General features: G+C 40.9%; 19 protein-coding genes, 2 tRNA genes and 3 rRNA genes. 19 read left to right on the forward strand and 5 right to left on the reverse strand.

The window, feature by feature from the left end; all coding sequences use genetic code 11:
- Positions 1-2 precede the first annotated feature (2 nt).
- The 11 genes from A6B40_RS08515 to rraB all read left to right on the forward strand — a co-directional run bounded on the left by A6B40_RS08515 (position 3) and on the right by rraB (position 11,631).
- On the forward strand, positions 3-2,195 hold the full coding sequence (locus A6B40_RS08515) for a type I secretion system permease/ATPase (RefSeq protein ID WP_176672132.1): 2,193 nt from the start codon (positions 3-5) through the stop codon (positions 2,193-2,195).
- Positions 2,195-3,427 (forward strand): HlyD family type I secretion periplasmic adaptor subunit, encoded by a 1,233-nt coding sequence (locus tag A6B40_RS08520; RefSeq protein ID WP_171023789.1) that lies wholly within the window; start codon positions 2,195-2,197, stop codon positions 3,425-3,427. The genes A6B40_RS08515 and A6B40_RS08520 overlap by 1 nt, the downstream gene beginning before the upstream one ends.
- Positions 3,428-3,811: 384 nt before the next feature.
- Positions 3,812-5,350, forward strand: a 16S ribosomal RNA gene (locus tag A6B40_RS08525).
- 88 nt (positions 5,351-5,438) lie between these two features.
- Positions 5,439-5,515 (forward strand) — tRNA-Ile (locus A6B40_RS08530).
- 72 nt (positions 5,516-5,587) lie between these two features.
- Positions 5,588-5,663: transfer RNA gene (locus tag A6B40_RS08535), tRNA-Ala, on the forward strand.
- 253 nt (positions 5,664-5,916) lie between these two features.
- Positions 5,917-8,817, forward strand: a 23S ribosomal RNA gene (locus A6B40_RS08540).
- Positions 8,818-8,932: 115 nt separating this feature from the next.
- Positions 8,933-9,048: ribosomal RNA gene (rrf, locus tag A6B40_RS08545) — 5S ribosomal RNA — on the forward strand.
- The 16S, 23S and 5S rRNA genes sit together here with 2 tRNA genes alongside, the layout of an rRNA operon.
- A 270-nt stretch (positions 9,049-9,318) precedes the next feature.
- Entirely contained in the window at positions 9,319-10,149 is an 831-nt protein-coding gene (locus tag A6B40_RS08550) for a ZIP family metal transporter (RefSeq protein WP_176672133.1), read from the forward strand.
- Positions 10,150-10,152: 3 nt separating this feature from the next.
- Entirely contained in the window at positions 10,153-10,572 is a 420-nt protein-coding gene (locus A6B40_RS08555; protein ID WP_138317486.1) for a DUF805 domain-containing protein, read from the forward strand.
- A gap of 1 nt (position 10,573) precedes the next feature.
- Entirely contained in the window at positions 10,574-11,185 is a 612-nt protein-coding gene (gene yihA, locus A6B40_RS08560) for a ribosome biogenesis GTP-binding protein YihA/YsxC (protein WP_025216686.1), read from the forward strand.
- 14 nt (positions 11,186-11,199) lie between these two features.
- Positions 11,200-11,631, forward strand: coding sequence for a ribonuclease E inhibitor RraB (gene rraB / locus A6B40_RS08565; protein ID WP_025216687.1), 432 nt, complete (start codon positions 11,200-11,202; stop codon positions 11,629-11,631).
- 58 nt (positions 11,632-11,689) lie between these two features.
- On the opposite strand, the gene tusA is transcribed toward rraB, so the two are convergent.
- The gene (gene tusA, locus A6B40_RS08570; RefSeq protein WP_025342973.1) at positions 11,690-11,932 is read right to left on the reverse strand and encodes a sulfurtransferase TusA; all 243 of its coding nucleotides are present in this window, start codon (positions 11,930-11,932) and stop codon (positions 11,690-11,692) included.
- Between the two features lie 10 nt (positions 11,933-11,942).
- Between tusA and pepQ the strand changes: the two genes are divergently transcribed.
- The 5 genes from pepQ to nudC are packed head-to-tail and all read left to right on the forward strand — an operon-like array spanning position 11,943 to position 16,029.
- A complete protein-coding gene (pepQ, locus tag A6B40_RS08575; RefSeq protein ID WP_176672134.1) occupies positions 11,943-13,265 on the forward strand; it encodes a Xaa-Pro dipeptidase in 1,323 nt (440 codons plus the stop codon).
- Entirely contained in the window at positions 13,265-13,750 is a 486-nt protein-coding gene (locus tag A6B40_RS08580) for an FxsA family protein (RefSeq protein ID WP_176672135.1), read from the forward strand. The genes pepQ and A6B40_RS08580 overlap by 1 nt, the downstream gene beginning before the upstream one ends.
- Positions 13,750-14,598, forward strand: coding sequence for a DMT family transporter (locus A6B40_RS08585; RefSeq protein ID WP_176672136.1), 849 nt, complete (start codon positions 13,750-13,752; stop codon positions 14,596-14,598). Before A6B40_RS08580 ends, A6B40_RS08585 begins: the two co-directional genes overlap by 1 nt.
- The gene (locus A6B40_RS08590) at positions 14,595-15,278 is read left to right on the forward strand and encodes a pseudouridine synthase (RefSeq protein WP_176672137.1); all 684 of its coding nucleotides are present in this window, start codon (positions 14,595-14,597) and stop codon (positions 15,276-15,278) included. The genes A6B40_RS08585 and A6B40_RS08590 overlap by 4 nt, the downstream gene beginning before the upstream one ends.
- Complete coding sequence (gene nudC / locus A6B40_RS08595; RefSeq protein ID WP_176672138.1) at positions 15,271-16,029, forward strand: NAD(+) diphosphatase; 759 nt, start codon at positions 15,271-15,273, stop codon at positions 16,027-16,029. The genes A6B40_RS08590 and nudC overlap by 8 nt, the downstream gene beginning before the upstream one ends.
- Before the next feature lie 82 nt (positions 16,030-16,111).
- On the opposite strand, the gene A6B40_RS08600 is transcribed toward nudC, so the two are convergent.
- Positions 16,112-17,779: a ribonucleoside-diphosphate reductase subunit alpha gene (locus A6B40_RS08600; RefSeq protein ID WP_112110563.1), complete on the reverse strand. Its 1,668-nt coding sequence runs from the start codon at positions 17,777-17,779 to the stop codon at positions 16,112-16,114.
- Positions 17,766-18,743, reverse strand: coding sequence for a ribonucleotide-diphosphate reductase subunit beta (locus A6B40_RS08605; protein ID WP_025342966.1), 978 nt, complete (start codon positions 18,741-18,743; stop codon positions 17,766-17,768). The genes A6B40_RS08600 and A6B40_RS08605 overlap by 14 nt, the downstream gene beginning before the upstream one ends.
- 358 nt (positions 18,744-19,101) lie before the next feature.
- Here A6B40_RS08605 and dusA point away from each other — a divergent pair, with 358 nt between their 5' ends.
- The 3 genes from dusA to A6B40_RS08620 are packed head-to-tail and all read left to right on the forward strand — an operon-like array spanning position 19,102 to position 21,110.
- Complete coding sequence (gene dusA, locus A6B40_RS08610) at positions 19,102-20,079, forward strand: tRNA dihydrouridine(20/20a) synthase DusA (protein WP_176672139.1); 978 nt, start codon at positions 19,102-19,104, stop codon at positions 20,077-20,079.
- A gap of 32 nt (positions 20,080-20,111) precedes the next feature.
- Complete coding sequence (locus A6B40_RS08615; RefSeq protein WP_176672140.1) at positions 20,112-20,618, forward strand: DUF2301 domain-containing membrane protein; 507 nt, start codon at positions 20,112-20,114, stop codon at positions 20,616-20,618.
- A 27-nt stretch (positions 20,619-20,645) separates the two neighbouring features.
- The gene (locus A6B40_RS08620; protein ID WP_025247291.1) at positions 20,646-21,110 is read left to right on the forward strand and encodes a hypothetical protein; all 465 of its coding nucleotides are present in this window, start codon (positions 20,646-20,648) and stop codon (positions 21,108-21,110) included.
- A 52-nt stretch (positions 21,111-21,162) separates the two neighbouring features.
- Here the strand turns inward: A6B40_RS08620 and leuD are convergent, their stop codons facing one another.
- Together leuD and leuC are read right to left on the reverse strand one after the other, a co-directional pair.
- Positions 21,163-21,765 (reverse strand): 3-isopropylmalate dehydratase small subunit, encoded by a 603-nt coding sequence (leuD, locus tag A6B40_RS08625; protein WP_112110567.1) that lies wholly within the window; start codon positions 21,763-21,765, stop codon positions 21,163-21,165.
- A 12-nt stretch (positions 21,766-21,777) separates the two neighbouring features.
- Positions 21,778-23,196 (reverse strand): 3-isopropylmalate dehydratase large subunit, encoded by a 1,419-nt coding sequence (leuC, locus tag A6B40_RS08630; protein WP_025342963.1) that lies wholly within the window; start codon positions 23,194-23,196, stop codon positions 21,778-21,780.
- Positions 23,197-23,580 lie beyond the last annotated feature (384 nt).

A 23,580-nucleotide genomic window follows, 5' to 3' on the forward strand; every position in this document is an offset into this window, starting at 1 on the left:
TAATGAAATCAATTATTGAACATATTTCACTAGTTACCCAAATTTATGGTAATCCAATTGCACAAGAAGCGTTAACTGCTCAAGTTGTGCGTGATGTAAATAATAAAGTGAATTTCTATTCTGTGATTGAGGTGTTACGTAGTTATGGCTTTGAAAACTCGATCTCGCAACGCCCATTACAGGAAATTCCAAGTTTATCTGTGCCTGTGGTCGCTATTCTTCAAAATGAAGAAGCGGTAGTTATTACCAAAATTGAGGGGAAAGGTTTAGAGAGACGCTACCATATTCGTCAATCAAGTGATAGTGAACAGATTATCGACCATAAAACTTTAGCTCAGAACTATTTAGGCTATTGCTGGTTCATTAAGCCGAAAATAGTGTCGGATGTACGTTCTGAATTGCCTGAATATGATATGCCAAAAGCATGGTTCTGGAAAGTGATTTGGCGTTTCCGTGGATATTACTATCAAATTGTGCTAGCGAGTTTTATTATCAACTTTTTAGCCTTGGTAAGTTCGCTTTATGTAATGAATGTGTATGACCGTGTAATTCCAAACCAAACTTATGAAACCTTATGGGCGTTGAGCATAGGGGTGATTATTGCGATATTCTTTGAGTTTGTAGGGCGTATGATTCGGGGACATTTAACCGATGTAGCTGGTAAAAAAGCAGATTTAATTATTAGTTCAGCCTTGTTTAGGCGGGTGATGGCATTGCGTTTAATTGATAAGCCAACATCATCGGGTTCTTATGCAAATAATCTGCGTGAATTTGAGTCAGTTCGTGAATTTATGACAAGTGCGAGCTTGCTGGCATTAGTGGATCTCCCATTCTTATTCTTGTTTTTATTCGTTATATATTTAGTAGGTGGCATTTTAGCTGCTGTGCCATTAGTGATGATTAGTATCGTGCTTATAATAAGCTTTGTGGTACAACCAAAATTATCTGCTCGTTTAAACGAGTCGATGCGTGAGTCTTCACAACGTCAAGGTTTGATTGTAGAGGCATTAGATGGCATTGAAACATTAAAAGCCAATAATGCCATAAACTGGGCACAACAACGCTGGGATATGTACACGGCAAAAGTATCTGCAGCACAAATTAAAGTGAAAGATTTAAGTAACTTTGTGACTAACTTTGCCACAAAGGTACAGCAATTAAATACGGTATTTTTGGTTATCCTGGGTGCTTATATGGTGCATGCAGAAGCTGAAGTAGAGCGTATTACTATTGGTGCAATTATTGCATCGGTGATTTTATCAGGTCGTGCGTTAGCGCCTGTTACGCAGATTGCTTCGTTAGCGGTACGTTTCCAACAAGCTAAATTAGCTTTAAAAGGTCTTGATGCAATTGTTGAACGCCCTATTGAGCGCGATTCATCTCGTCAGTACATTACCCTTAAGCAAGTGTATGGTAAAGTAGAGTTCCGGAATGTGTCTTTCCAATATAACCAAGATTCACCAGAAGCTCTGGATGGTTTGAATATAACTATTAGGGCTGGAGAGAAGGTCGGGATCTTGGGTAAAATCGGTAGTGGTAAGAGTACAATGCTCAAATTAGCTTCTGGCTTATATGAACCAATGAAAGGTGGTGTAGCCCTAGATGATGTGGATATTCGTCAGCTTGATCCAAATTATTTGCGTAGCCAAGTTGCTTTATTGACTCAGTCTGAACGCCTATTTTTGGGGTCGTTGCGTGAAAACTTAGATATGGCAAGAACGGATAACTTAGCTGATGACCGAGTTTTAGTGCAAGCATTGCAACGTTTTGGTTTATTACCATTAGTTCAACGTCATCCTAAAGGTTTAGATATGCCATTAGGTGAGAATGGTTTAGGCCTATCTGGCGGTCAAAAGCAGTTAGTTGCTCTTGCTCGAATGACTATTAAAGATCCAAAAATAGTATTATTAGATGAACCAACGAGCGATTTAGACCAAGGTTCGGAAGATATGGTGCTAAATTCATTAGCACAGTGGATAGGAAGTAGAACGCTTATGGTAGTGACACATCGTCCTCAAGTACTAAAGTTAGTGAGCCGTGTAATTGTAATGGATAATGGTAAGGTTGTAATGGATGGTCCTCGTGATGAGATATTGGCTCGTTTAAGAAATCAAAATAGACCGCAAGCCGATGAAGAAACTGTACAAGCTCATACTGTGACGGCGGAGAAAGTAAATAAGACAGAGGTAAAATAATGAGTCAGAATCAAATGCAGGAAAAAGTTAAGCAGGCTGACTTATCTTTAATTAATGATTTAAATGCCGCACTACAAACAGAAAAGCATAATCGCTCTTTTGCAGTGATTATCTTATTTGCGATTTTCTTAGTAGTGTTTGTGATTTGGTCTTATTTCAGTCCGATTGAAGAAGTCACTCGTGGGCAAGGCAGTGTCATTCCAAGTAGCCGAGAACAGATAGTGCAGAGTTTAGATCCTGGTATCATTAGTGAAATGAAAGTCAAAGAGGGTGATATTGTCGAGAAAGATCAGGTGCTTTTAACTCTTGATGATACTCGTAGCTCTGCCGTTTTTCGAGAAAGTGAAGCAAAAGTGCAAAACTTAGAAGCAGTAGTAAGCCGTTTACAATCTGAAGCCTATGGTGTGGCACTAAAATTCCCAGAAAGGATTTCTGAGGAAGTACGTGATCGAGAGCTTGCAGCTTATAATGCTCGTCGTCGTGCAATGCAAGATGCTGTAAATGGATTTGCAAGAAGTAAAGCATTGCTTGATAAAGAAATTGCGATTGTTTCACCAATGGTTAAGAAAGGGGTAATGTCTGCGGTAGAGTTATTGCGAATGCAACGTCAATCAGCAGAGTTAGCTAATCAGATCACGGAACGTAAAAATCAATATTCTGCAATCGCTAGTAACGAGCTAGTTCAAGCGGAATCAGAATTAGCCCAAGCCAAAGAAAATATGGCAATGCGGGCAGACCCAGTTGAACGCTCACAAATTAAAGCACCGTTACGTGGTATTGTAAAAAATATCAGAATTAATACGGTTGGTGGAGTTGTGCAAGCAGGGCAAGATATTCTTGAAATTGTACCGCTTGATGATACATTAATTGTCCAAGCTTATATTAGTCCGAAAGATGTTGCGTTTATCCGTGTCGGACAAGAAGCATTAATTAAAGTTAGTGCTTATGATTATGCGATTTATGGTGGTCTAGAAGGGAAAGTGGTATTACTAAGCCCAGATACATTACAAGATGATCGCAGACCAAGTGAGCTTAAACTCAATCCCGAACAGTCATATTATAGAGTGTTAGTGGAAACATCTGATAGCCATATTACTGACAAAGCTGGAAATCGACTTGATATTTCGCCAGGTATGACAGCAACGGTAGATATCAAAACCGGAGAAAAAACGATTTTCCAATATCTGATCAAGCCTATCACCCGAATGAAGCAGGCATTACAAGAAAGATAGTATAGGAAATTGCAAAATAAACATAAAAAATGACCGCTTGCAGTATGATAATTTATCGTTCGGTTGAAAAAATACGCAAGCGGTGATTTTTTTGAAAAATTTTACAAAAAGTACTTGCGTTTATTTTATATTTCTCTATAATGCACCCCACACAACGACGCACTGTTGTGAAGAGATTAAGTTTGATTCCGGTGCGTCGTTTTGTTTTGTTCTTTAACAATTTATCAGACAATCTGTGTGGGCACTTGTTGATTGACTTGATTTTAAAAATATTTTTAAAACTTGAAGTCTTAATAGGTGCTAACTAGAAATTCATTTAACTTTTTTAAGTTTTCTTATTAAAGTGTGATTTTATGTCAGCAGTATTGAGCGATTAAACTTTTTGAATTGAAGAGTTTGATCATGGCTCAGATTGAACGCTGGCGGCAGGCTTAACACATGCAAGTCGAACGGTAACAGGGAGAAGCTTGCTTCTTTGCTGACGAGTGGCGGACGGGTGAGTAATGCTTGGGAATCTGGCTTATGGAGGGGGATAACTACTGGAAACGGTAGCTAATACCGCGTAATGTCTTTGGACTAAAGGGTGGGACTTTCGGGCCACCTGCCATAAGATGAGCCCAAGTGGGATTAGCTAGTTGGTGAGGTAAAGGCTCACCAAGGCGACGATCTCTAGCTGGTCTGAGAGGATGACCAGCCACACTGGAACTGAGACACGGTCCAGACTCCTACGGGAGGCAGCAGTGGGGAATATTGCACAATGGGGGGAACCCTGATGCAGCCATGCCGCGTGAATGAAGAAGGCCTTCGGGTTGTAAAGTTCTTTCGGTAGCGAGGAAGGCAGACTTGTTAATAGCAAGTTTGATTGACGTTAACTACAGAAGAAGCACCGGCTAACTCCGTGCCAGCAGCCGCGGTAATACGGGGGGTGCAAGCGTTAATCGGAATAACTGGGCGTAAAGGGCACGCAGGCGGACTTTTAAGTGAGATGTGAAAGCCCCGGGCTTAACCTGGGAATTGCATTTCAGACTGGGAGTCTAGAGTACTTTAGGGAGGGGTAGAATTCCACGTGTAGCGGTGAAATGCGTAGAGATGTGGAGGAATACCGAAGGCGAAGGCAGCCCCTTGGGAATGTACTGACGCTCATGTGCGAAAGCGTGGGGAGCAAACAGGATTAGATACCCTGGTAGTCCACGCCGTAAACGCTGTCGATTTGGGGATTGGGCTTTAAGCTTGGTGCCCGTAGCTAACGTGATAAATCGACCGCCTGGGGAGTACGGCCGCAAGGTTAAAACTCAAATGAATTGACGGGGGCCCGCACAAGCGGTGGAGCATGTGGTTTAATTCGATGCAACGCGAAGAACCTTACCTACTCTTGACATCCAGAGAATCTTGTAGAGATACGAGAGTGCCTTCGGGAACTCTGAGACAGGTGCTGCATGGCTGTCGTCAGCTCGTGTTGTGAAATGTTGGGTTAAGTCCCGCAACGAGCGCAACCCTTATCCTTTGTTGCCAGCGATTAGGTCGGGAACTCAAAGGAGACTGCCGGTGATAAACCGGAGGAAGGTGGGGATGACGTCAAGTCATCATGGCCCTTACGAGTAGGGCTACACACGTGCTACAATGGCGTATACAGAGGGCAGCGACCCAGCGATGGTGAGCGAATCTCACAAAGTACGTCTAAGTCCGGATTGGAGTCTGCAACTCGACTCCATGAAGTCGGAATCGCTAGTAATCGCAAATCAGAATGTTGCGGTGAATACGTTCCCGGGCCTTGTACACACCGCCCGTCACACCATGGGAGTGGGTTGTACCAGAAGTAGATAGCTTAACCTTCGGGGGGCGTTTACCACGGTATGATTCATGACTGGGGTGAAGTCGTAACAAGGTAACCGTAGGGGAACCTGCGGTTGGATCACCTCCTTACCAAAAATCAAGAAGCGAGAGCTTGAAATGACAGCAAGTGTTCACACAGATTGTTTGATAGAAAGTAGAATAACGGAAACATCCTTTTGGGTCTGTAGCTCAGGTGGTTAGAGCGCACCCCTGATAAGGGTGAGGTCGGTGGTTCAAGTCCACTCAGACCCACCACTCGATTGAGCAAGTGAGCGAAAGTGAACGAGCGAATGCTGAGTGAAAACTGAAAGGAAGGTTATGATGTACGGGGATATAGCTCAGCTGGGAGAGCGCCTGCCTTGCACGCAGGAGGTCAGCGGTTCGATCCCGCTTATCTCCACCAATCATCATACCTAAGATGACAAGCGGTTAAAAACAGTAACTTTTTTGCCATTTTAGGTATGATGATAGTCGAAAGATATCGTCTTTGTTCTTTAAAAATTTAGAAACAAGCTGAAAAACTGAGAGATTTTCGAAAGAAAGTCTGAGTAGTTAAAAAATCTTAGCTGAACAAAGGCAGCTAAGTGTTTAGTTGAATAATATCGCTTCAAATCAATTCGTTTGACTTGTTTAAATGAAAATATTTGAGGTTGTATAGTTAAGTGACTAAGCGCACAAGGTGGATGCCTTGGCAATCAGAGGCGATGAAGGACGTGCTAATCTGCGAAAAGCTTGGATGAGTCGATAAGAGGCGTTTAATCCAAGATGTCCGAATGGGGAAACCCAGTAGGTGAAGAACCTACTATCATTTACTGAATCCATAGGTAAATGAGGCAAACCGGGAGAACTGAAACATCTAAGTACCCCGAGGAAAAGAAATCAACCGAGATTTCGTTAGTAGCGGCGAGCGAACGCGAAAGAGCCAGTTAGTGATAGCGGATTTATTAGAGGAATGAGCTGGGAAGCTCAATCGTAGAGGGTGATAATCCCGTACTCGAAAATATTTCCGTGGTACTAGGCTAACAACAAGTAGGGCGGGACACGTGATATCCTGTTTGAAGATGGGGGGACCATCCTCCAAGGCTAAATACTCCTGATTGACCGATAGTGAACCAGTACTGTGAAGGAAAGGCGAAAAGAACCCCGGCGAGGGGAGTGAAATAGAACCTGAAACCTTGTGCGTACAAGCAGTGGGAGCAGATTTATTCTGTGACTGCGTACCTTTTGTATAATGGGTCAGCGACTTATATTTTGTAGCAAGGTTAACCGAATAGGGGAGCCGTAGGGAAACCGAGTCTTAACTGGGCGTGTAGTTGCAAGGTATAGACCCGAAACCCGGTGATCTAGCCATGGGCAGGTTGAAGATTGGGTAACACTAATTGGAGGACCGAACCGACTAATGTTGAAAAATTAGCGGATGACTTGTGGCTGGGGGTGAAAGGCCAATCAAACCGGGAGATAGCTGGTTCTCCCCGAAATCTATTTAGGTAGAGCCTTATGTGAATACCTTCGGGGGTAGAGCACTGTTTCGGCTAGGGGTCCATCCCGGATTACCAACCCGATGCAAACTGCGAATACCGAAGAGTAATGCATAGGAGACACACGGTGGGTGCTAACGTCCATCGTGGAGAGGGAAACAACCCAGACCGCCAGCTAAGGTCCCAAAGTACTAGTTAAGTGGGAAACGAAGTGGGAAGGCTTAGACAGCTAGGATGTTGGCTTAGAAGCAGCCATCATTTAAAGAAAGCGTAATAGCTCACTAGTCGAGTCGGCCTGCGCGGAAGATGTAACGGGGCTAAAACTAGTCACCGAAGCTGCGGCATCAGTGGTAACACTGTTGGGTAGGGGAGCGTTCTGTAAGCGGATGAAGGTGAGTCGAGAGGCTTGCTGGACGTATCAGAAGTGCGAATGCTGACATAAGTAACGATAAAACGAGTGAAAAACTCGTTCGCCGGAAGACCAAGGGTTCCTGTCCAACGTTAATCGGGGCAGGGTGAGTCGGCCCCTAAGGCGAGGCTGAAAAGCGTAGTCGATGGGAAACGGGTTAATATTCCCGTACTTGGTGTAATTGCGATGTGGGGACGGAGAAGGTTAGGTTATCAGGGTGTTGGATATCCCTGTTTAAGTTGGTAGGTGGAGTGTTTAGGCAAATCCGGACACTTATTAACACCGAGAGATGATGACGAGGCTCTACGGAGCTGAAGTAACCGATACCACGCTTCCAGGAAAAGCCACTAAGCTTCAGATTACACTAAACCGTACTATAAACCGACACAGGTGGTCAGGTAGAGAATACTCAGGCGCTTGAGAGAACTCGGGTGAAGGAACTAGGCAAAATAGCACCGTAACTTCGGGAGAAGGTGCGCCGGCGTAGATTGTAGTGACTTGCTCACGAAGGTTGAACCGGTCGAAGATACCAGCTGGCTGCAACTGTTTATTAAAAACACAGCACTCTGCAAACACGAAAGTGGACGTATAGGGTGTGATGCCTGCCCGGTGCTGGAAGGTTAATTGATGGTGTTATCGCAAGAGAAGCTCCTGATCGAAGCCCCAGTAAACGGCGGCCGTAACTATAACGGTCCTAAGGTAGCGAAATTCCTTGTCGGGTAAGTTCCGACCTGCACGAATGGCATAATGATGGCCAGGCTGTCTCCACCCGAGACTCAGTGAAATTGAAATCGCCGTGAAGATGCGGTGTACCCGCGGCTAGACGGAAAGACCCCGTGAACCTTTACTATAGCTTGACACTGAACATTGAATTTTGATGTGTAGGATAGGTGGGAGCCTTTGAAGATGACACGCCAGTGTTGTTGGAGGCGTCCTTGAAATACCACCCTTTAACGTTTGATGTTCTAACGAAGTACTCGGAACGAGTACTCGGACAGTGTCTGGTGGGTAGTTTGACTGGGGCGGTCTCCTCCCAAAGAGTAACGGAGGAGCACGAAGGTTTGCTAATGACGGTCGGACATCGTCAGGTTAGTGCAATGGTAGAAGCAAGCTTAACTGCGAGACAGACAAGTCGAGCAGGTGCGAAAGCAGGTCATAGTGATCCGGTGGTTCTGAATGGAAGGGCCATCGCTCAACGGATAAAAGGTACTCCGGGGATAACAGGCTGATACCGCCCAAGAGTTCATATCGACGGCGGTGTTTGGCACCTCGATGTCGGCTCATCACATCCTGGGGCTGAAGTAGGTCCCAAGGGTATGGCTGTTCGCCATTTAAAGTGGTACGCGAGCTGGGTTTAGAACGTCGTGAGACAGTTCGGTCCCTATCTGCCGTGGGCGTTGGAGAATTGGTTGGGGCTGCTCCTAGTACGAGAGGACCGGAGTGGACGCACCGCTGGTGTTTCGGTTGTGTCGCCAGACGCATTGCCGAGTAGCTATGTGCGGAAGAGATAAGTGCTGAAAGCATCTAAGCACGAAACTTGCCAAGAGATGAGTTCTCCCAGTCTATAAGACTGTAAGGGTTGTTGGAGACTACGACGTAGATAGGCGTGGTGTGTAAGCGTTGCGAGACGTTGAGCTAACACGTACTAATTGCCCGAGAGGCTTAACTATACAACGCTCAAGTGTTTTTATGAGAAAGAAGAAAACACAAGTGGAGAAACTAAACGCATAAAGAAAAAAATACACTCAGAATAATCAGCTTGTTTTTGAATTTTGACCCAATTATCCCGATGACCATAGTGCTGTGGTTCTACCTGATTCCATACCGAACTCAGAAGTAAAACGCAGTAACGTCGATGGTAGTGTGGTGATTCGCCATGTGAGAGTAGAGCATCATCGGGTTTTACTGAATAGATAGAAGAAAATAGATAACGAAGAATAGATACAGAAAGCGCCCCTAAGTAGAGATACTTAGGGGTTTTTGTTTTTTATTTTATCTTAGCATAGAAGGTTATTTTATAAAATAAGGTATGAAAATGACCGCTTGTTACCTGAAATGAGGTAGCAAGCGGTTGTTTTGCGAGAAAGTTGCAAGCTCTATAATACTTATATTAAAGAAAGTGAATATTTGATAGAATAAATCCATATTGATTTTTTTATGGTTAATTTGTTTTGTTTGAATATTTCCTTTCGCTTTCTCCCATATGGCAGGCATTTTTAGCAGGGTTATTTACTTGGGGCTGCACAATTTTAGGCTCATCGTTTGTCTATTTTTTTAGGTCGGTAAATCGAAAATTATTAGACAGTATGATGGGCTTTGCTGGTGGGGTGATGATTGCAGCTTCATTTTGGTCTTTGCTTTCACCTTCTTTAGACTATGCTGAAGCTGATTATGGTGAGCTTGCTTGGCTGCCGGCAGCGATTGGCTTTCTTGCCGGTGGTGCTTTCATCAGACTAATTGACTATATCGTTCCACACTTACACCTCAGTAAGCCTATTGAGCAGGCAGAAGGAAATAAGCAGCTTACAAAAGGGTTGTCAAAAACCACTTTATTGTTTTTAGCCATTACGATCCATAATATTCCGGAAGGGTTAGCTATTGGCGTAACTTTTGGAGCTTTAGCAAGCCAAATAGCGAGTGTCGATGCTTCTATTATGGGGGCGATTGGCTTAGCGATAGGTATAGGCTTACAAAATATTCCTGAAGGCTCTTCCCTTGCTCTTCCAATTAGAGCTGAAGGGTATAGCAGAAAAAAAGCTTTTTGGTATGGTGCAATGTCTGCGGTAGTTGAACCTATTGCAGCGGTTATTGGTGCGATTTTTGTGCTTTCGATGACGGCAATTCTACCCTATGCTCTTGCTTTTGCTGCAGGGGCAATGATTTTCGTTGTGGTAGAAGAATTAATTCCAGAATCGCAATCTCACGGTAATACTGATATTGCTACTTTAAGTTTAATGCTAGGCTTTGTGGTGATGATGATATTAGATGTTGCTTTAGGGTAAGATATGATTTGGTATAACGCACTTTTTGGATTTAAAGGTAGATTAAACAGGCAAGGTTTTTGGATAGGTTTTTTAATTAACTTTATTCTCCTATTGATAGTTACTGTTTTTATAGCAGATTTGGCTAATTTAACTTTTTTAAGTTTTCTGCCGCTATGGATTTCAGTATTTAGCCTATCTGCGATTATTGTGAAACGTTTGCACGATAGAGATCGCTCAGGTAAAGCTCTGTTAATGGTATTAGTGCCGATTATTTGCTACCTAGCATCAGCCTATACTCAAGGCATAATGAAAGTATTACTTGGCAATGTGATGCCTGCCTTTATTGGTATGATCCTATTCTTAGAATGGGGAGTATTTAAAGGAAATCCAAATCCAAACCAGTACGGTGAGCGAGGCTTATCGTTTAAATTAAGAGAATAAAATGAAATTAAATTATCATAAAACCCATTTTTTAACTTCTGCACCAGATATTCGCCATTTACCTGAAGATATTGGTGTGGAAATTGCTTTTGCTGGACGCTCAAATGCAGGTAAATCAACGGCATTAAATGCTCTTACCAATCAAAAAAGTTTAGCGAGAACCTCTAAAACACCCGGTAGAACCCAGTTAATTAACTTATTTGAAGTTGAGCCAAACTGTAAATTGGTGGATTTGCCGGGCTACGGTTATGCGGCAGTTCCAGAGCAGATGAAAATCCAATGGCAAAAAGCATTGGGTGAATACTTACAAAAGAGAGAATGCTTAGGTGGTGTGGTGATTTTGATGGATATTCGACATCCATTAAAAGATCTTGATCAACAGATGATTGAATGGGCAGTTTCAGCAGATTTACCCGTTTTATTACTATTGACCAAAGCGGATAAATTAAGTCAATCCGCTCGCTCTAAACAAGTAAAAATGGTGCGAGAGGCAATTTTGCCTTTTCAGGGCGATATTCAAGTTGAGGCTTACTCAGCATTAAATAAAATTGGCGTGGATAAGCTCTCAGCTAAATTAGATAGCTGGTTTGCCCCTATTTTTGAAACGGAATAAATGAGGAATTAAGTATGTACAATTTAGAAGGATTACGTTCTGAAACCGATGAAATTATTGAGAATTTATTAAAAGACGGTTCAGATCCTGACGCACTTTATATTATTGAGCACCACGTGGCACACAGTGATTTTGATAAATTAGAGAAATTAGTGGTTGATGCTTATAAACTTGGCTATGAAATTTCTGAAGCGGAAGAAGTAGAAGAAGAAAATGGCAAAGTTATTTTCGTGTGTGATATTGTGAGTGAAATTAACTTAAACGCGGAACTCATTACGGCACAACAGAAAGAATTACTGCCTTTAATTGAAAAAGCGGGTGCTGAATATGAAGGCTGGGGAACGTATTTTGAAGACCCAAATGCCGATGACGATGAGTACGGTGATGATGGTGAGTTCTTCGATGATGAAGACGATGATTTTGATGATGAGCCAACTCATCATTAAAAATACAAGCGGTGGATTTATGTAAATTTTTTGCATAATTTCACCGCTTGTCTTACATTTAGGATAATCCTTTTTTGATCCAATAGTGATAGGGAGAGGTAGAAACCTCTTTTTGCAGGAGCTGATGATCCATAAATTCGCAGAAACTTGGAATATCACGCGTAGTTGCTGGGTCATCGGCGATTATGTGTAAAATTTCGCCATCTTCCATCGTGCGGATTGTTTTACGAGTCAGCATTACCGGCTCAGGGCAACGTAGCCCTAAGGTATCTAATTCTTTATCTATAACTAATTTATTCATTCTATTCCTTATGAAATCATTATTTTCTCAACATCTCTCTCGCTTGCAAAATGTCGTACAAGACTTGCTTGAAAAAGCTTTTTTAGACGGTTTATGGATTTATTCAGGCAAAGCGAAAAATTTGTTTTTAGACGACCAAACCGCCCCATTTAAAATTAACCCTTATTTTAATTACTTTTTTCCTTATCCCCAAGCTGAAAATTGCTGGTTATTCCTAGACGGTAAAAATAAGCCAACAATTTACTTTTATGCCCCTGAGGATTATTGGGTTTCTATCCCAAAAGTGCCAACAGAAGCTTTTTTTGCTACTGAATTTGAGTGGGTTTTACTTAAGTCTGAAACTGAAATTGCAAAATTTATTCAAAATCCGACCGCTTGTGCTTTTATTGGAGAAGATAGCCTGCTTGCAAATTCACTTGACTTTAGCCAAATTAATCCGCAAAAAGTCCTAAATAGACTTAATTTTGAGCGTTCAATTAAAAGTGAATTTGAGATCGAGAGTATTTACCAAGCTCAATTTTCAGCGTTGAAAGGACACAGTGCGGCTAAAGATGCCTTTTTTACAGGCAAAAGTGAGTTTGAAATTAATCTTGAGTATTTAAAAGCCACTCAGCAGTCTGATCTAAATGTCCCTTACGGCAATATTATGGCGATTAATCAAAACGGATCGATATTACATTATACAGCATTAGATTTTGACGCTGAAACAAAACGCCATAGTTTTTTAATTGATGCGGGTACAACGATAAATGGCTATGCCTCTGATCTTACTCGAACTTATGCTTTTGATAGTTCATCAGAATTTGCGGAATTGGTTGCTAAAATGGAGCAATTTAAATTAGAGATTATTGCCGATTTATCTATTGGTATTAATTATCTACATTACCATACTCGAATGCAGCAGCTGATTTCTCAGCTTTTAGCCGAGCATCAATTTATTCATTTACCAGCGGAGCAGATTTTTGAGGAAGGAATGAGTCGAACTTTCTTCCCACACGGGCTCGGGCATTTTCTCGGCATTCAGGTTCACGATGTAGCTGGCTTTCAACAGAATGCGAGAGGTAGCCACAAAGCACCTCCAGAGGTTTATCCGAGCCTGCGTTGCACCCGTGATTTACAAGAAAATATGGTGCTTACCATTGAGCCGGGTTTTTATTTTATTGATATGTTGCTGAATAGCTGGAAAAATAGTGCTCATTCTTCCGCTTTCAACTGGCAGAAAATTGAAGAATTTAAACGCTTTGGTGGTATTCGTACCGAAGATAATATTGTGATGCGTGCAACAGGTGCGGAAAACTTAACCGCAAAAGCCGAATTAAATGTGAGGAAATAATGCCGATTTTAATGATCCTTTTTGGAATTTTCTTTTATATCTATTGTGAAATTTCACTGTTGGTTAGCATTGGTTCCGAAATTGGCGTGCTACCAACTATTTTATTATTAGTTGCTATCTCTTTTTTAGGCTTATGGTTTGTGAAGTTACGAGGTGTTTACACCCTCTATTCAATTAAGCAGGATCTCAGCCAAGGCAAAATGCCAACAGAAGCGGTGAGTAATTCAATAATGTTTGTTCTAGCAGGCATTTTATTGATTATTCCCGGCTTTTTAAGTGATATCTTGGCGATTTTATGTGTGTTGCCATTTAGCCGAAAACTGATTCAAACTTTTGTGATTAATAGCGTGAAAAATAGAGTTTTTATGCGTGTTACCTCACAAAACACCCGTTTTCATTCACAATCGTCTCAAGACGGCAATACTTTTGATGCCGAGTTTGAGCGTAAATCTGATCCACAAGATGAAATTAAAAGGATCAAATAATGGATAAAAGAACGCTTGCTCTGTTTAAGGTACACGGCACAGCGGTGTTTTTTGGGGCTTCCGGTATTTTCGGGGCATTAATTCAAAGCTCTGCTGAAACCATTGTGCTCGGGCGAGTGATGATCGCATTTGCGATGATCTCTTTTTATTTTTTATGGAAAAAACAACCGCTTGTAAAGTTGAATTTTAAACAAATTGGGCAACAAGCGGTATCGGGTGGTTTATTAGCTGCTCATTGGGTTACTTTCTTTATTGCAGTTAAAGTGGGAGGCGTAGCGGTTGCCACACTCGGTTTTGCCAGTTTCCCTGCCTTTGTGGCGTTGTTTGAAAGTTTATTCTTCCGTGAAAAATTACGTTTTCGAGAAGTCGTATTACTGATTGCAATTACCATCGGTTTGATTTTAGTTACTCCTGAATTTACTTTCAGTAATGAAGCCACACAAGGCTTACTTTGGGGTGTTTTTTCGGCATTAGTTTACGGCATTCTTGCTGTATTTAACCGCAATACAATGAGCAAAATTTCCGGTGTGCAGGCAAGTTGGTGGCAGTATATTTTTGCAACGATTTTACTGCTACCTTTTTCGCTAACTGAATTGCCTAGTGTGTCTGCACAAGATTGGTTTTGGATTTTCTGCATTGGCTTTTTGTGTACAACACTTGCTTATACTTTGTTTATTTCAAGCCTTGATACCATTAATGCACGTACCGCTTCAATGATTATCTCACTTGAGCCGGTTTACGCCATTGCGATTGCGTGGCTCTGTTTTGGTGAAGTACCAACACTTAAGATGATTATTGGCGGAGCAATTATTTTACTTTCTGTTGCGTGGGCGAATTTGAAAAAATGAAGCAACCAACCTTTAAAAGAGCACCAAACAAGCGGTCAAATTTTGCTAAAAATCTGCAAAAACAGGAGAAAAAACGACCGCTTACTTTTGCTGAAACGACCGTCGTGCTCTTTAATAAGCCCTACGATGTACTTACGCAATTTACCGATGAGCAAGGGCGAAAAACGTTAAAGGATTTTATCGCCATTCCCAACGTTTACCCTGTAGGTCGGTTAGACAGAGATAGCGAAGGCTTATTGCTTTTAACCAATAATGGCGAGCTACAACATCGTTTAGCTCACCCAAAATTTGAGAAACAAAAAACTTATTGGGTGCAAGTAGAAGGCATTCCTACTCTTACCGATTTAGCGAAATTGGAAAAAGGTGTGGAGTTAAAAGATGGTTTAACCCAGCCCGCGAAAGCAAAAGCGATTTCTGAGCCAAACTATCATTGGCAATCCGCCCCGAAAATTCGTGAGCGAAAAAGCATTCCAACCAGCTGGGTTGAATTGATTATTCACGAGGGAAAAAATCGCCAAGTCAGACGAATGACTGCACATATCGGCTTTCCAACGTTACGCCTAATTCGTATCGGTTTAGGCAATTTTGAATTAGCTGATTTAGACAGCGGAGAATACCGAGTGTTATCGGAAAGTGAAAAACGCAAATTATTCAAGCAGTTAGGATTAAAAGATGAGTAAAGGATATTGGATTATTGTTAAGGATTTTGACATTGCGTTAGTAAAAAGCGAAATTCCTTGCGGTTTGGCAGAAGAATTTGACTTGGATGAGCGTGAAAAATTAGCGATAGGGATTTATCAAAATTTGCCTGTTTATTTAGTGAAAGCAACTGGGGAAGATGATCATCGAGAGTTCGCTTATTTAAGAACGCAAATTGGGCGAGAGCCGGAATTAAGTCATTTATTGCATAGGGCTGTATCGTTAAATCATTTCTTTCACACCCATCAATTTTGTGGGAAATGTGGTGAGAAAACCGTACTGGCAGATAATGAAATTGCGGTTCATTGTAATGCTTGCGGTAATCGAGCTTATCCAACTATTAGCCCCTCCATTATTGTCGCGGTGCGTAAAGGCAGACAAATTTTACTGGCAAATCATTTACGTCATAAAGGCACAATTTATACCACTTTAGCAGGCTTTGTGGAAGCCGGCGAACCTGTTGAAAATGCGGTTCATCGTGAAATATTTGAAGAAACAGGGTTGAAAGTTAAAAATATACGTTATTTTGGTAGCCAGCCGTGGGCGTTTCCTAATTCATTGATGCTTGGCTTTTTGGCAGATTATGAAAGTGGCGAAATTATTCTACAGGAAGAGGAGATCTGTGATGCTAAATGGTTTGACTGTGATGAAGCATTACCTGAAATTCCACAAAAAGGCACAATTGCATTTGAGTTAATTCAAGCAACATTAAAGTTGTGTAGAGAAGAGTAGGGATAAATAATCATTTTGCTTTATTAAATAAAAAATGCTGAATAACGTTCTTTATTCAGCATTTTTATTGTTACGTTTTTAATTACCCTTCACAACTTGAGCAGCTGAGCAAGTTACGGTTAAATACCTGTGCTGCACTCATTGAGTTTTGGTAGTAAATGGATTTTAAACCGAGTTCTTCAGCGGTTAAGTATAATTGGTTCAGATCGCGTGCCGGTGTTGCCGGGTGAATCATCACATTAATACTTTGTCCTTGGTCGATATATTTTTGACGCTGAGCGGCTTGTTGAATTACGCTTAACTGGCTGATTTCAGCAAAGGTTTTAAATACCTCTTTTTCGTGCTCGGAAAGCTGTTCTAAATGCTGAACAGAGCCATCATTATGTAAAATAGATTCCCAAACTTCCTCTGTATCTAAGCCTTTTTCTTGGAGTAATTTCTCTAAGAACGGGTTTTTATACACGGTTTTGATCTTCGCTAAATCTTTTACATAGTAGTTTGATTTAAACGGTTCGACTGATGGCGAAACGCTACCTAAAATAAAGCTACTGGATTTAGTCGGGGCAATACTCATTAATGTCGTATTACGGCGACCATAACCTTCTAAAATTTCCGGCTCACCAAAGCGTTGTGCTAATTCTTGTGATGCTTTTAACGTTTTTTGTTGCAATGTTTTGAAAATTTCATTGTTTTTCTGCATTGCTTGGAAGCTATCAAAGGCAATATTATTTGCCTGTAAATAGCTATGCCAACCTAATACACCTAAACCTAATGCACGGTGGCGACGGGCAAAGCGGTTTGCACGGTCTAAGAATGGAATTGATTGACTTTTCTCAATAAATTCACTCATTACCACATCGAGGAAATAGGTTAATGTTTCCGGTGCATCGGTATCTTTCCACTCATCAAAATAGAGTAGATTCATTGACGATAAACAGCATACGAAACTTTCATCGTTACTTGAAGGCAACATAATTTCAGTACATAAGTTTGATGCGTGAATCGTCATATTTTTATCTTTATAGACATCAGGACGACCTGCGTTGGCATTGTCTTTAAAGAATAAATATGGGATACCGGTTTCAGTTTTACGTTGTAATAATTTAGCCCAAAGCTGGCGTTTGTACGGATCGCCTGCTTTCATTGATTCTAACCAATCGTGCCCTACACACACACCGTAGTACATTAATTGGATTGGGTTACCTTCGGTGTGAATATCTAACCATTCATCAATATCACCGTGTTCAATATCAATATAGCCGGCAAATTGACCTTTGCGTGAAGTCCCTTGAGAAATCACATCAATTACTGTATCGAATAACTTACTGAAGTTGAATGAGCCGTCTGATTTACCATTATTCTTAATTAAAGAACCACGTGGGCGAATGTCGCCAAAATAGGCTGATGTACCACCGCCGATTTTACTCATCATACCCACTTCAGCGGTGGTTACCATAATTTCGTGGATAGAATCACCAATGTAACTACCAAAGCAAGAGATTGGCAAACCGCGATCTAAACCGAAGTTTGACCAAATTGGTGAAGAAAGCGAGAAATAGCCTCTTGCCATATAGTGGTAGAATTTATCCGCATAACCTTCAATGCCAAGTTTACGTTCTGCGTGTTCAGCAATAAAACGAATACGGTCTAATGCGGTTGTGCCTTCCAATAAATAGCCACGTTGTAAAAATAAACGGCTGTCTTCATTTAACCAGTGGAAGTCTGGGCGGTCTGTATTAGAATAAGTCATCTGCTGTAATCTGCTTCATTTTTTTAGAATAATCGGTACTACGTTTGTTAAAGAAATCTGTTTCTTTAGTAGAAAGAATTTCAATATCAAACCACTCAGTTTCTTTTAACAATTCAGGATCGATATTATGAGGTGGTTCTAACCCTAAAATACTCAACGAATTGTTGTAACGGTTTTTAATATAGTTTTCTACCGTTGCTTTGGTGATAAAGCTTAAATCACCCTCTTCAAAAATCCAGTCTAAGATCCCTTTTTCTGCCTCAAATGCTTGAGTAGCAAGAGTTTCTAAGTCTCTAAAGAATTCCGGCGTGAAAAGTTCACTGTGTTCATCACGCAAGATTTCGTATAACGCAATACCAAATTTTCCGTGAATTTCTTCTTCTTTAGAGGTCGCTTCAACCGCATTTGAAATCCCTTTAAACAGGTTTTTATGCTTGTTGAATGACATCATAATAATGAACTGACCGAATAACGAAATATGTTCAACGAATAAAGAGAACAACACGAGAGAGAGTACAAATTCACCTTTACCCGCGTCTTTATCTTTCATAAAACTTTCCATATAACGAATACGGTTCATTAATGGTTCAATTTCGTGAATTTGGCTAAACATTTCATTTAAGCCGAGCTTTTCCAATAAGAATGAATACGCATCTTTATGGCGTACTTCACTTTCGGCGAAAGTACCACCCACATCGTCCATTTCCGGTTTTGGGAAATAGCGATATAACTCACCCCAGAAACGTTTTACATTCACTTCTACTTGCGAAATAGCAAGCATTGCACGGGTTAAAACGTGGCGTTCGTGATCGTTAATGGTAGTGCGATAATCTTGAATATCGCCGGTAAAGTTAAACTCGGTGTGTAACCAATAAGAATGGCGGATAGCATCTTTAAACTCAAGAAGCTCAGGATATTCATACGGCTTAATATTTAAGCGTTTTTGGAAAAGGTTTCTAGACATATTCTTAGGCTCTATTTTAAAGTTGGACTCTAAATCTGAGAGATGATTGTATGCAAAAAAAGTTTTAAGACAAGTCTTGACAATTTACCTTTTTAAACTGTTTTGATTAGATAATTGATTTATAAAGGAAAAATAATTTTGTAAATTTTTACTTCAATATATTGTGCTTAAGGTTGGTATCAACCACTATATATTGTGATTTTGTTTGTTCTAAAATTGCACGGCTAAATTCAGTAAGCCTTGATAAAACTATGTTTAGCCGCATTTTTAGAGTATTATACTGGTCTGATTTTATGAGCTACAAGCGGTCGTCTTTTTGCAAATTTTTACATTTTTTTAACCGCTTTATTTTGATTTTATGAATACGAATACTCAACAATTTTATCGAGGGCGTTTCTCTGTTGCACCAATGTTAGATTGGACAACCTGCCACTGCCGCTATTTTCATCGTCAATTTAGCAAAAATGCCTTGCTTTATACGGAAATGATTACAGCTCCGGCGATCATTCACGCTAAATATGATTTGCTGGAATATGATCCAAGTGAAAATCCTGTTGCATTGCAATTAGGTGGAAGCGATCCTACTCAGCTTGCTCATTGTGCTAAATTGGTGGAAGAGAGAGGTTATACGGAAGTTAATTTAAATGTGGGCTGCCCGTCTGATCGTGTGCAAAACGGAATGTTTGGGGCTTGTTTAATGGCAAAAGCTGATTTGGTGGCTGATTGCATTAAAGCGATGCAAGATGCAGTAGACATTCCTGTTACTGTTAAGCACCGTATCGGGATTGACGAACTGGATAGCTATGAATTTTTGTGTGATTTTATCGAAAAAGTGCAGCCATACAGCAATGATTTTATCGTCCACGCCCGCAAAGCGTGGCTTACGGGGTTAAGCCCTAAGGAAAATCGTGAAATTCCACCTTTGGATTATGACCGAGTTTACCAACTTAAGAGAGATTTTCCACATTTAAAAATTACTATTAATGGTGGCATTAAAACCATTGACGAAATCAAACATCACCTACAATTTGTTGATGGTGTGATGGTGGGGCGTGAGGCTTATCAAAATCCGTCCCTATTAGGCGAAATCGACTCGCAAATTTTTAACGAAAATCGACCGCTTGTAACAGCGAAAGAGGCGGTGGAAAAGATGTTTCCTTACATTGAACGAGAGCTGGCAAAAGGTGTCTATTTAAATCATATTGTTCGCCATATGCTTGGGGCATTTCAAAATTGTAAAGGGGCGAGACAATGGCGTCGTCATTTAAGTGAAAATGCCACTAAACAAGGGGCTGGCGTAGAAGTAGTAGAGCAAGCTCTGGCATTTATCGGCTAATGTTTAAGGATTAGAGATTTAAGGAGAAAGTTATGGCAGATCCGCATATCAAATCGCCAATGGATTTTTGGGATTATTTAACTGTCATTGTTTATCGTAGCGGTTTTGTATTAGCCACATTAATGCTGTTTTTGCTGCCTTATTATACATCAACGGTTCTTGTTGGCTTATTAGTAGCTGGCACAATGCTGGCATCATCTTTACACCTTTATGACAAAACATTCCGCCTGATTTTTCAATTTTCAGCGTGGTTAGGGCTGCTTTTCTATATCTTTAATTTTCCACTGTTAGCTTTAGGGGCGATGCTATTAGTGATTGGTGGATTAAGTTATAAGGAATATTTCTGTTTTAGAGTATTTGGCTTAAATTTCCAACCGATTCTAGTTGCTATTTTATGGGGAGCATTTGCGTTGGAATGGACTTTACTCGTTCAAATTCTAAGCGTGATTTGTGGCTTGTTACTTTTAGTGTTAAGTATTCAAAAATGGCGAATGCCGCTACATTTTGATATTGGTGATAAAACCAAATATCAGGTGTAATTTTTATATTATTTTATCGGAATTTTTATGCAAAAATTTAAAATTGCCTTAGTGGCAACAATGATTATGGGGTTATTTGCTTGTACGCCATCACAATCACCCAAAATAACACAACATAAGCCACAAGTAGGCTATTTAAAAGAGAATATCAGCCAAACTGAACTTAATAATCCGAAAAATTATAAACGCTATAGCTATTACTGTAAGAATTTTGCGACAGGTGGCAGTTCTTATTTAGCAACTTATTTTCCACTTTGGTCTGAGAGCCGTAAGCAAGAGAATTTTGGGATCTATTTCCAACTTGATGGTGGAAAACCGTATCCGTTCGACCATATTGCGAATATTAATTTAAATGCCAGAGGTACGAAATTTGAAGTGCGTTATCGTTCTTATCAGCCAATTGAGGGCGGTTATGTAGAATTAATGGCAAGAGAGTTTAAATCGGTTTATTACAAACATAATCTACCTTGGCTGGAGTGTCGGGAAGGTTAGTTGAGAATAAAAACGGCTAGAAATTTAAATTCTAGCCACTTTTTATTGAGACTTAGCGTAAAAACGCTGGGATATTTTTCTCGTAAGCGGCAATCGCTGCTTCGTGTTGGAGGGTTAAGCCGATATTATCTAAACCGTTTAACAAACAGTGGCGGCGGAATTCGTCTAGCTCAAAGGTGTAAACTTTTTCGCCCACGGTGACTGTCATCGCTTCTAAATCCACGTGGATTTGTTTGCCTTCGTTCGCCCACACCCATTGGAAGATCTCTTCCACTTCCTCCTCGGTTAATTTGATTGGAAGCATATGGTTGTTAAGGCTGTTGTTGTAGAAAATATCCGCAAAACTTGGGGCGATCATCACTTTAAAGCCGTAATCTGCCAACGCCCACGGAGCGTGTTCACGAGAAGATCCGCAGCCTAAATTTTTACGAGCAAGCAAAATGGTTGCTCCTTGATATTGCGGGAAATTCAACACAAAATCAGGGTTTGGCTGGGTTTCTTCTGCATCTAAATAACGCCATTCGTGGAAAAGGTGTTTACCAAAGCCCACACGGGTAATTGCTTGTAAAAACTGTTTTGGAATGATTGCATCAGTGTCTACGTTCGCTGCATCAAGAGGAACGACTAAGCCTGAATGTTGTTTAATACCTGCCATTTTTTATACCTCTTATGCGTTTAATGAAACATTACGAATATCAACAAATTTGCCAAATACCGCGGCAGCTGCTGCCATCGCAGGACTGACTAAGTGGGTACGACCGTTACGTCCTTGACGCCCTTCAAAGTTACGGTTAGAAGTGGAGGCACAACGCTCCCATTCGCCTAAAATGTCATCGTTCATACCTAAACACATTGAGCAGCCCGGGTTACGCCATTCTGCACCGGCTTCGATAAAGATTTTGTCCAAGCCCTCTTTTTCCGCTTGCTCTTTTACCAAGCCTGAACCCGGCACAACGAGAATACGTTTTACGTTATCTGCTTTTTTACGACCTTTCATTACTGCTGCCGCTGCACGCAAATCTTCGATACGGGCATTGGTACAAGAGCCGATAAACACTTGATCAACAGGCACATCTTTCATATCAGTATTTGGTTCTAAGCCGATGTACGCCAAGGCTTTTTCCGCTGAAGCACGAGTAACCGGATCTTCCATTTCTGCAGGGTTTGGAATCACATCGTTAATGCCGATAACTTGTCCTGGGTTAGTTCCCCAGGTGACTTGTGGAGCAATCTCTTTCGCTTCTAAAATCACTTCTGCATCGTACACCGCACCTTCGTCTGTTTTGAGGGTTTTCCAGTATTCGATAGCATCGTCCCAATCCTTGCCTTTCGGTGCATTTGGACGATCTTTTAAGTAGGCAAAGGTAGTTTCATCAGGGGCAACAATACCGGCTTTTGCACCGAACTCAATCGCCATATTACATACCGTCATTCGTCCTTCCATTGAGAGATCACGAATGGCTTCGCCACAAAATTCCACCACATAGCCGGTACCGCCTGCCATTGTGGTTTTGCCGATAATCGCAAGCACGATGTCTTTTGCGGTAATGCCTGTGTTCACTTTGCCACGCACTTCCACTTTCATACTTTTCGCACGAGCTTGTTTTAAGGTTTGGGTCGCTAAAACGTGCTCTACTTCAGAAGTACCGATACCAAACGCCAACGCACCAAAAGCCCCGTGGGTGGCAGTGTGAGAGTCACCACATACAATGGTCATTCCCGGTAGGGTTAAGCCTTGTTCCGGCCCCATTACGTGCACAATACCTTGTTGTTTTTTGGTGATGTCGAATAACGAAATGCCGTTTTCTTCGCAGTTTTTGGCAAGCTCTAATACTTGCACTTTCGCTTGTCCTTCCAGTTTTTGCACATCACGCACTTGAGTAGAAATACTGTGGTCCATCGTACCGAATGTTTTACCCACTTGGCGAACCTGACGCCCAGCCACACGCAAACCGTCAAAGGCTTGAGGGCTGGTTACTTCGTGAATTAAGTGGCGGTTGATATAGATAATCGGCGTTTCGCCCTCGGCTTCATATACCACGTGGGAGTCGAATAGTTTTTGATATAGTGTTTTGGCTTGTTGCATAAAATGTTCCAACTCGAAAGGTAATTTTGTACTCAAGCGGTTAGATTTGTAAAAAATTTTGCAAAACTGACCGCTTGTTAATGATGGATATGAATATAACGACTAAAAAAATGAAAGTAAAATAGTATTTTTACAGAAAATAAGGATTTTTATTCTGTTAAATCAAGCTAAAAATAGCTTTAACAATCAATGTTTAGCATATTATGCTAATTAATTGGGGTGTTATAGAAAGTTATCTATTCATTACCCGAGTTTATAGAGCTATTTTCTTTGCTACTTTTTTAATCATTTTTTAAATTAAAAGGAGATATCTATCACACTTTTAAAAAAATTTTCTTGCAATCAAAATAATAATCCATAGACTTAAAAAAATTAATTTGAAAA

This window comes from Mannheimia varigena (genome assembly GCF_013377235.1).
GTDB classification, from domain to species: Bacteria; Pseudomonadota; Gammaproteobacteria; order Enterobacterales; family Pasteurellaceae; genus Mannheimia; species Mannheimia varigena.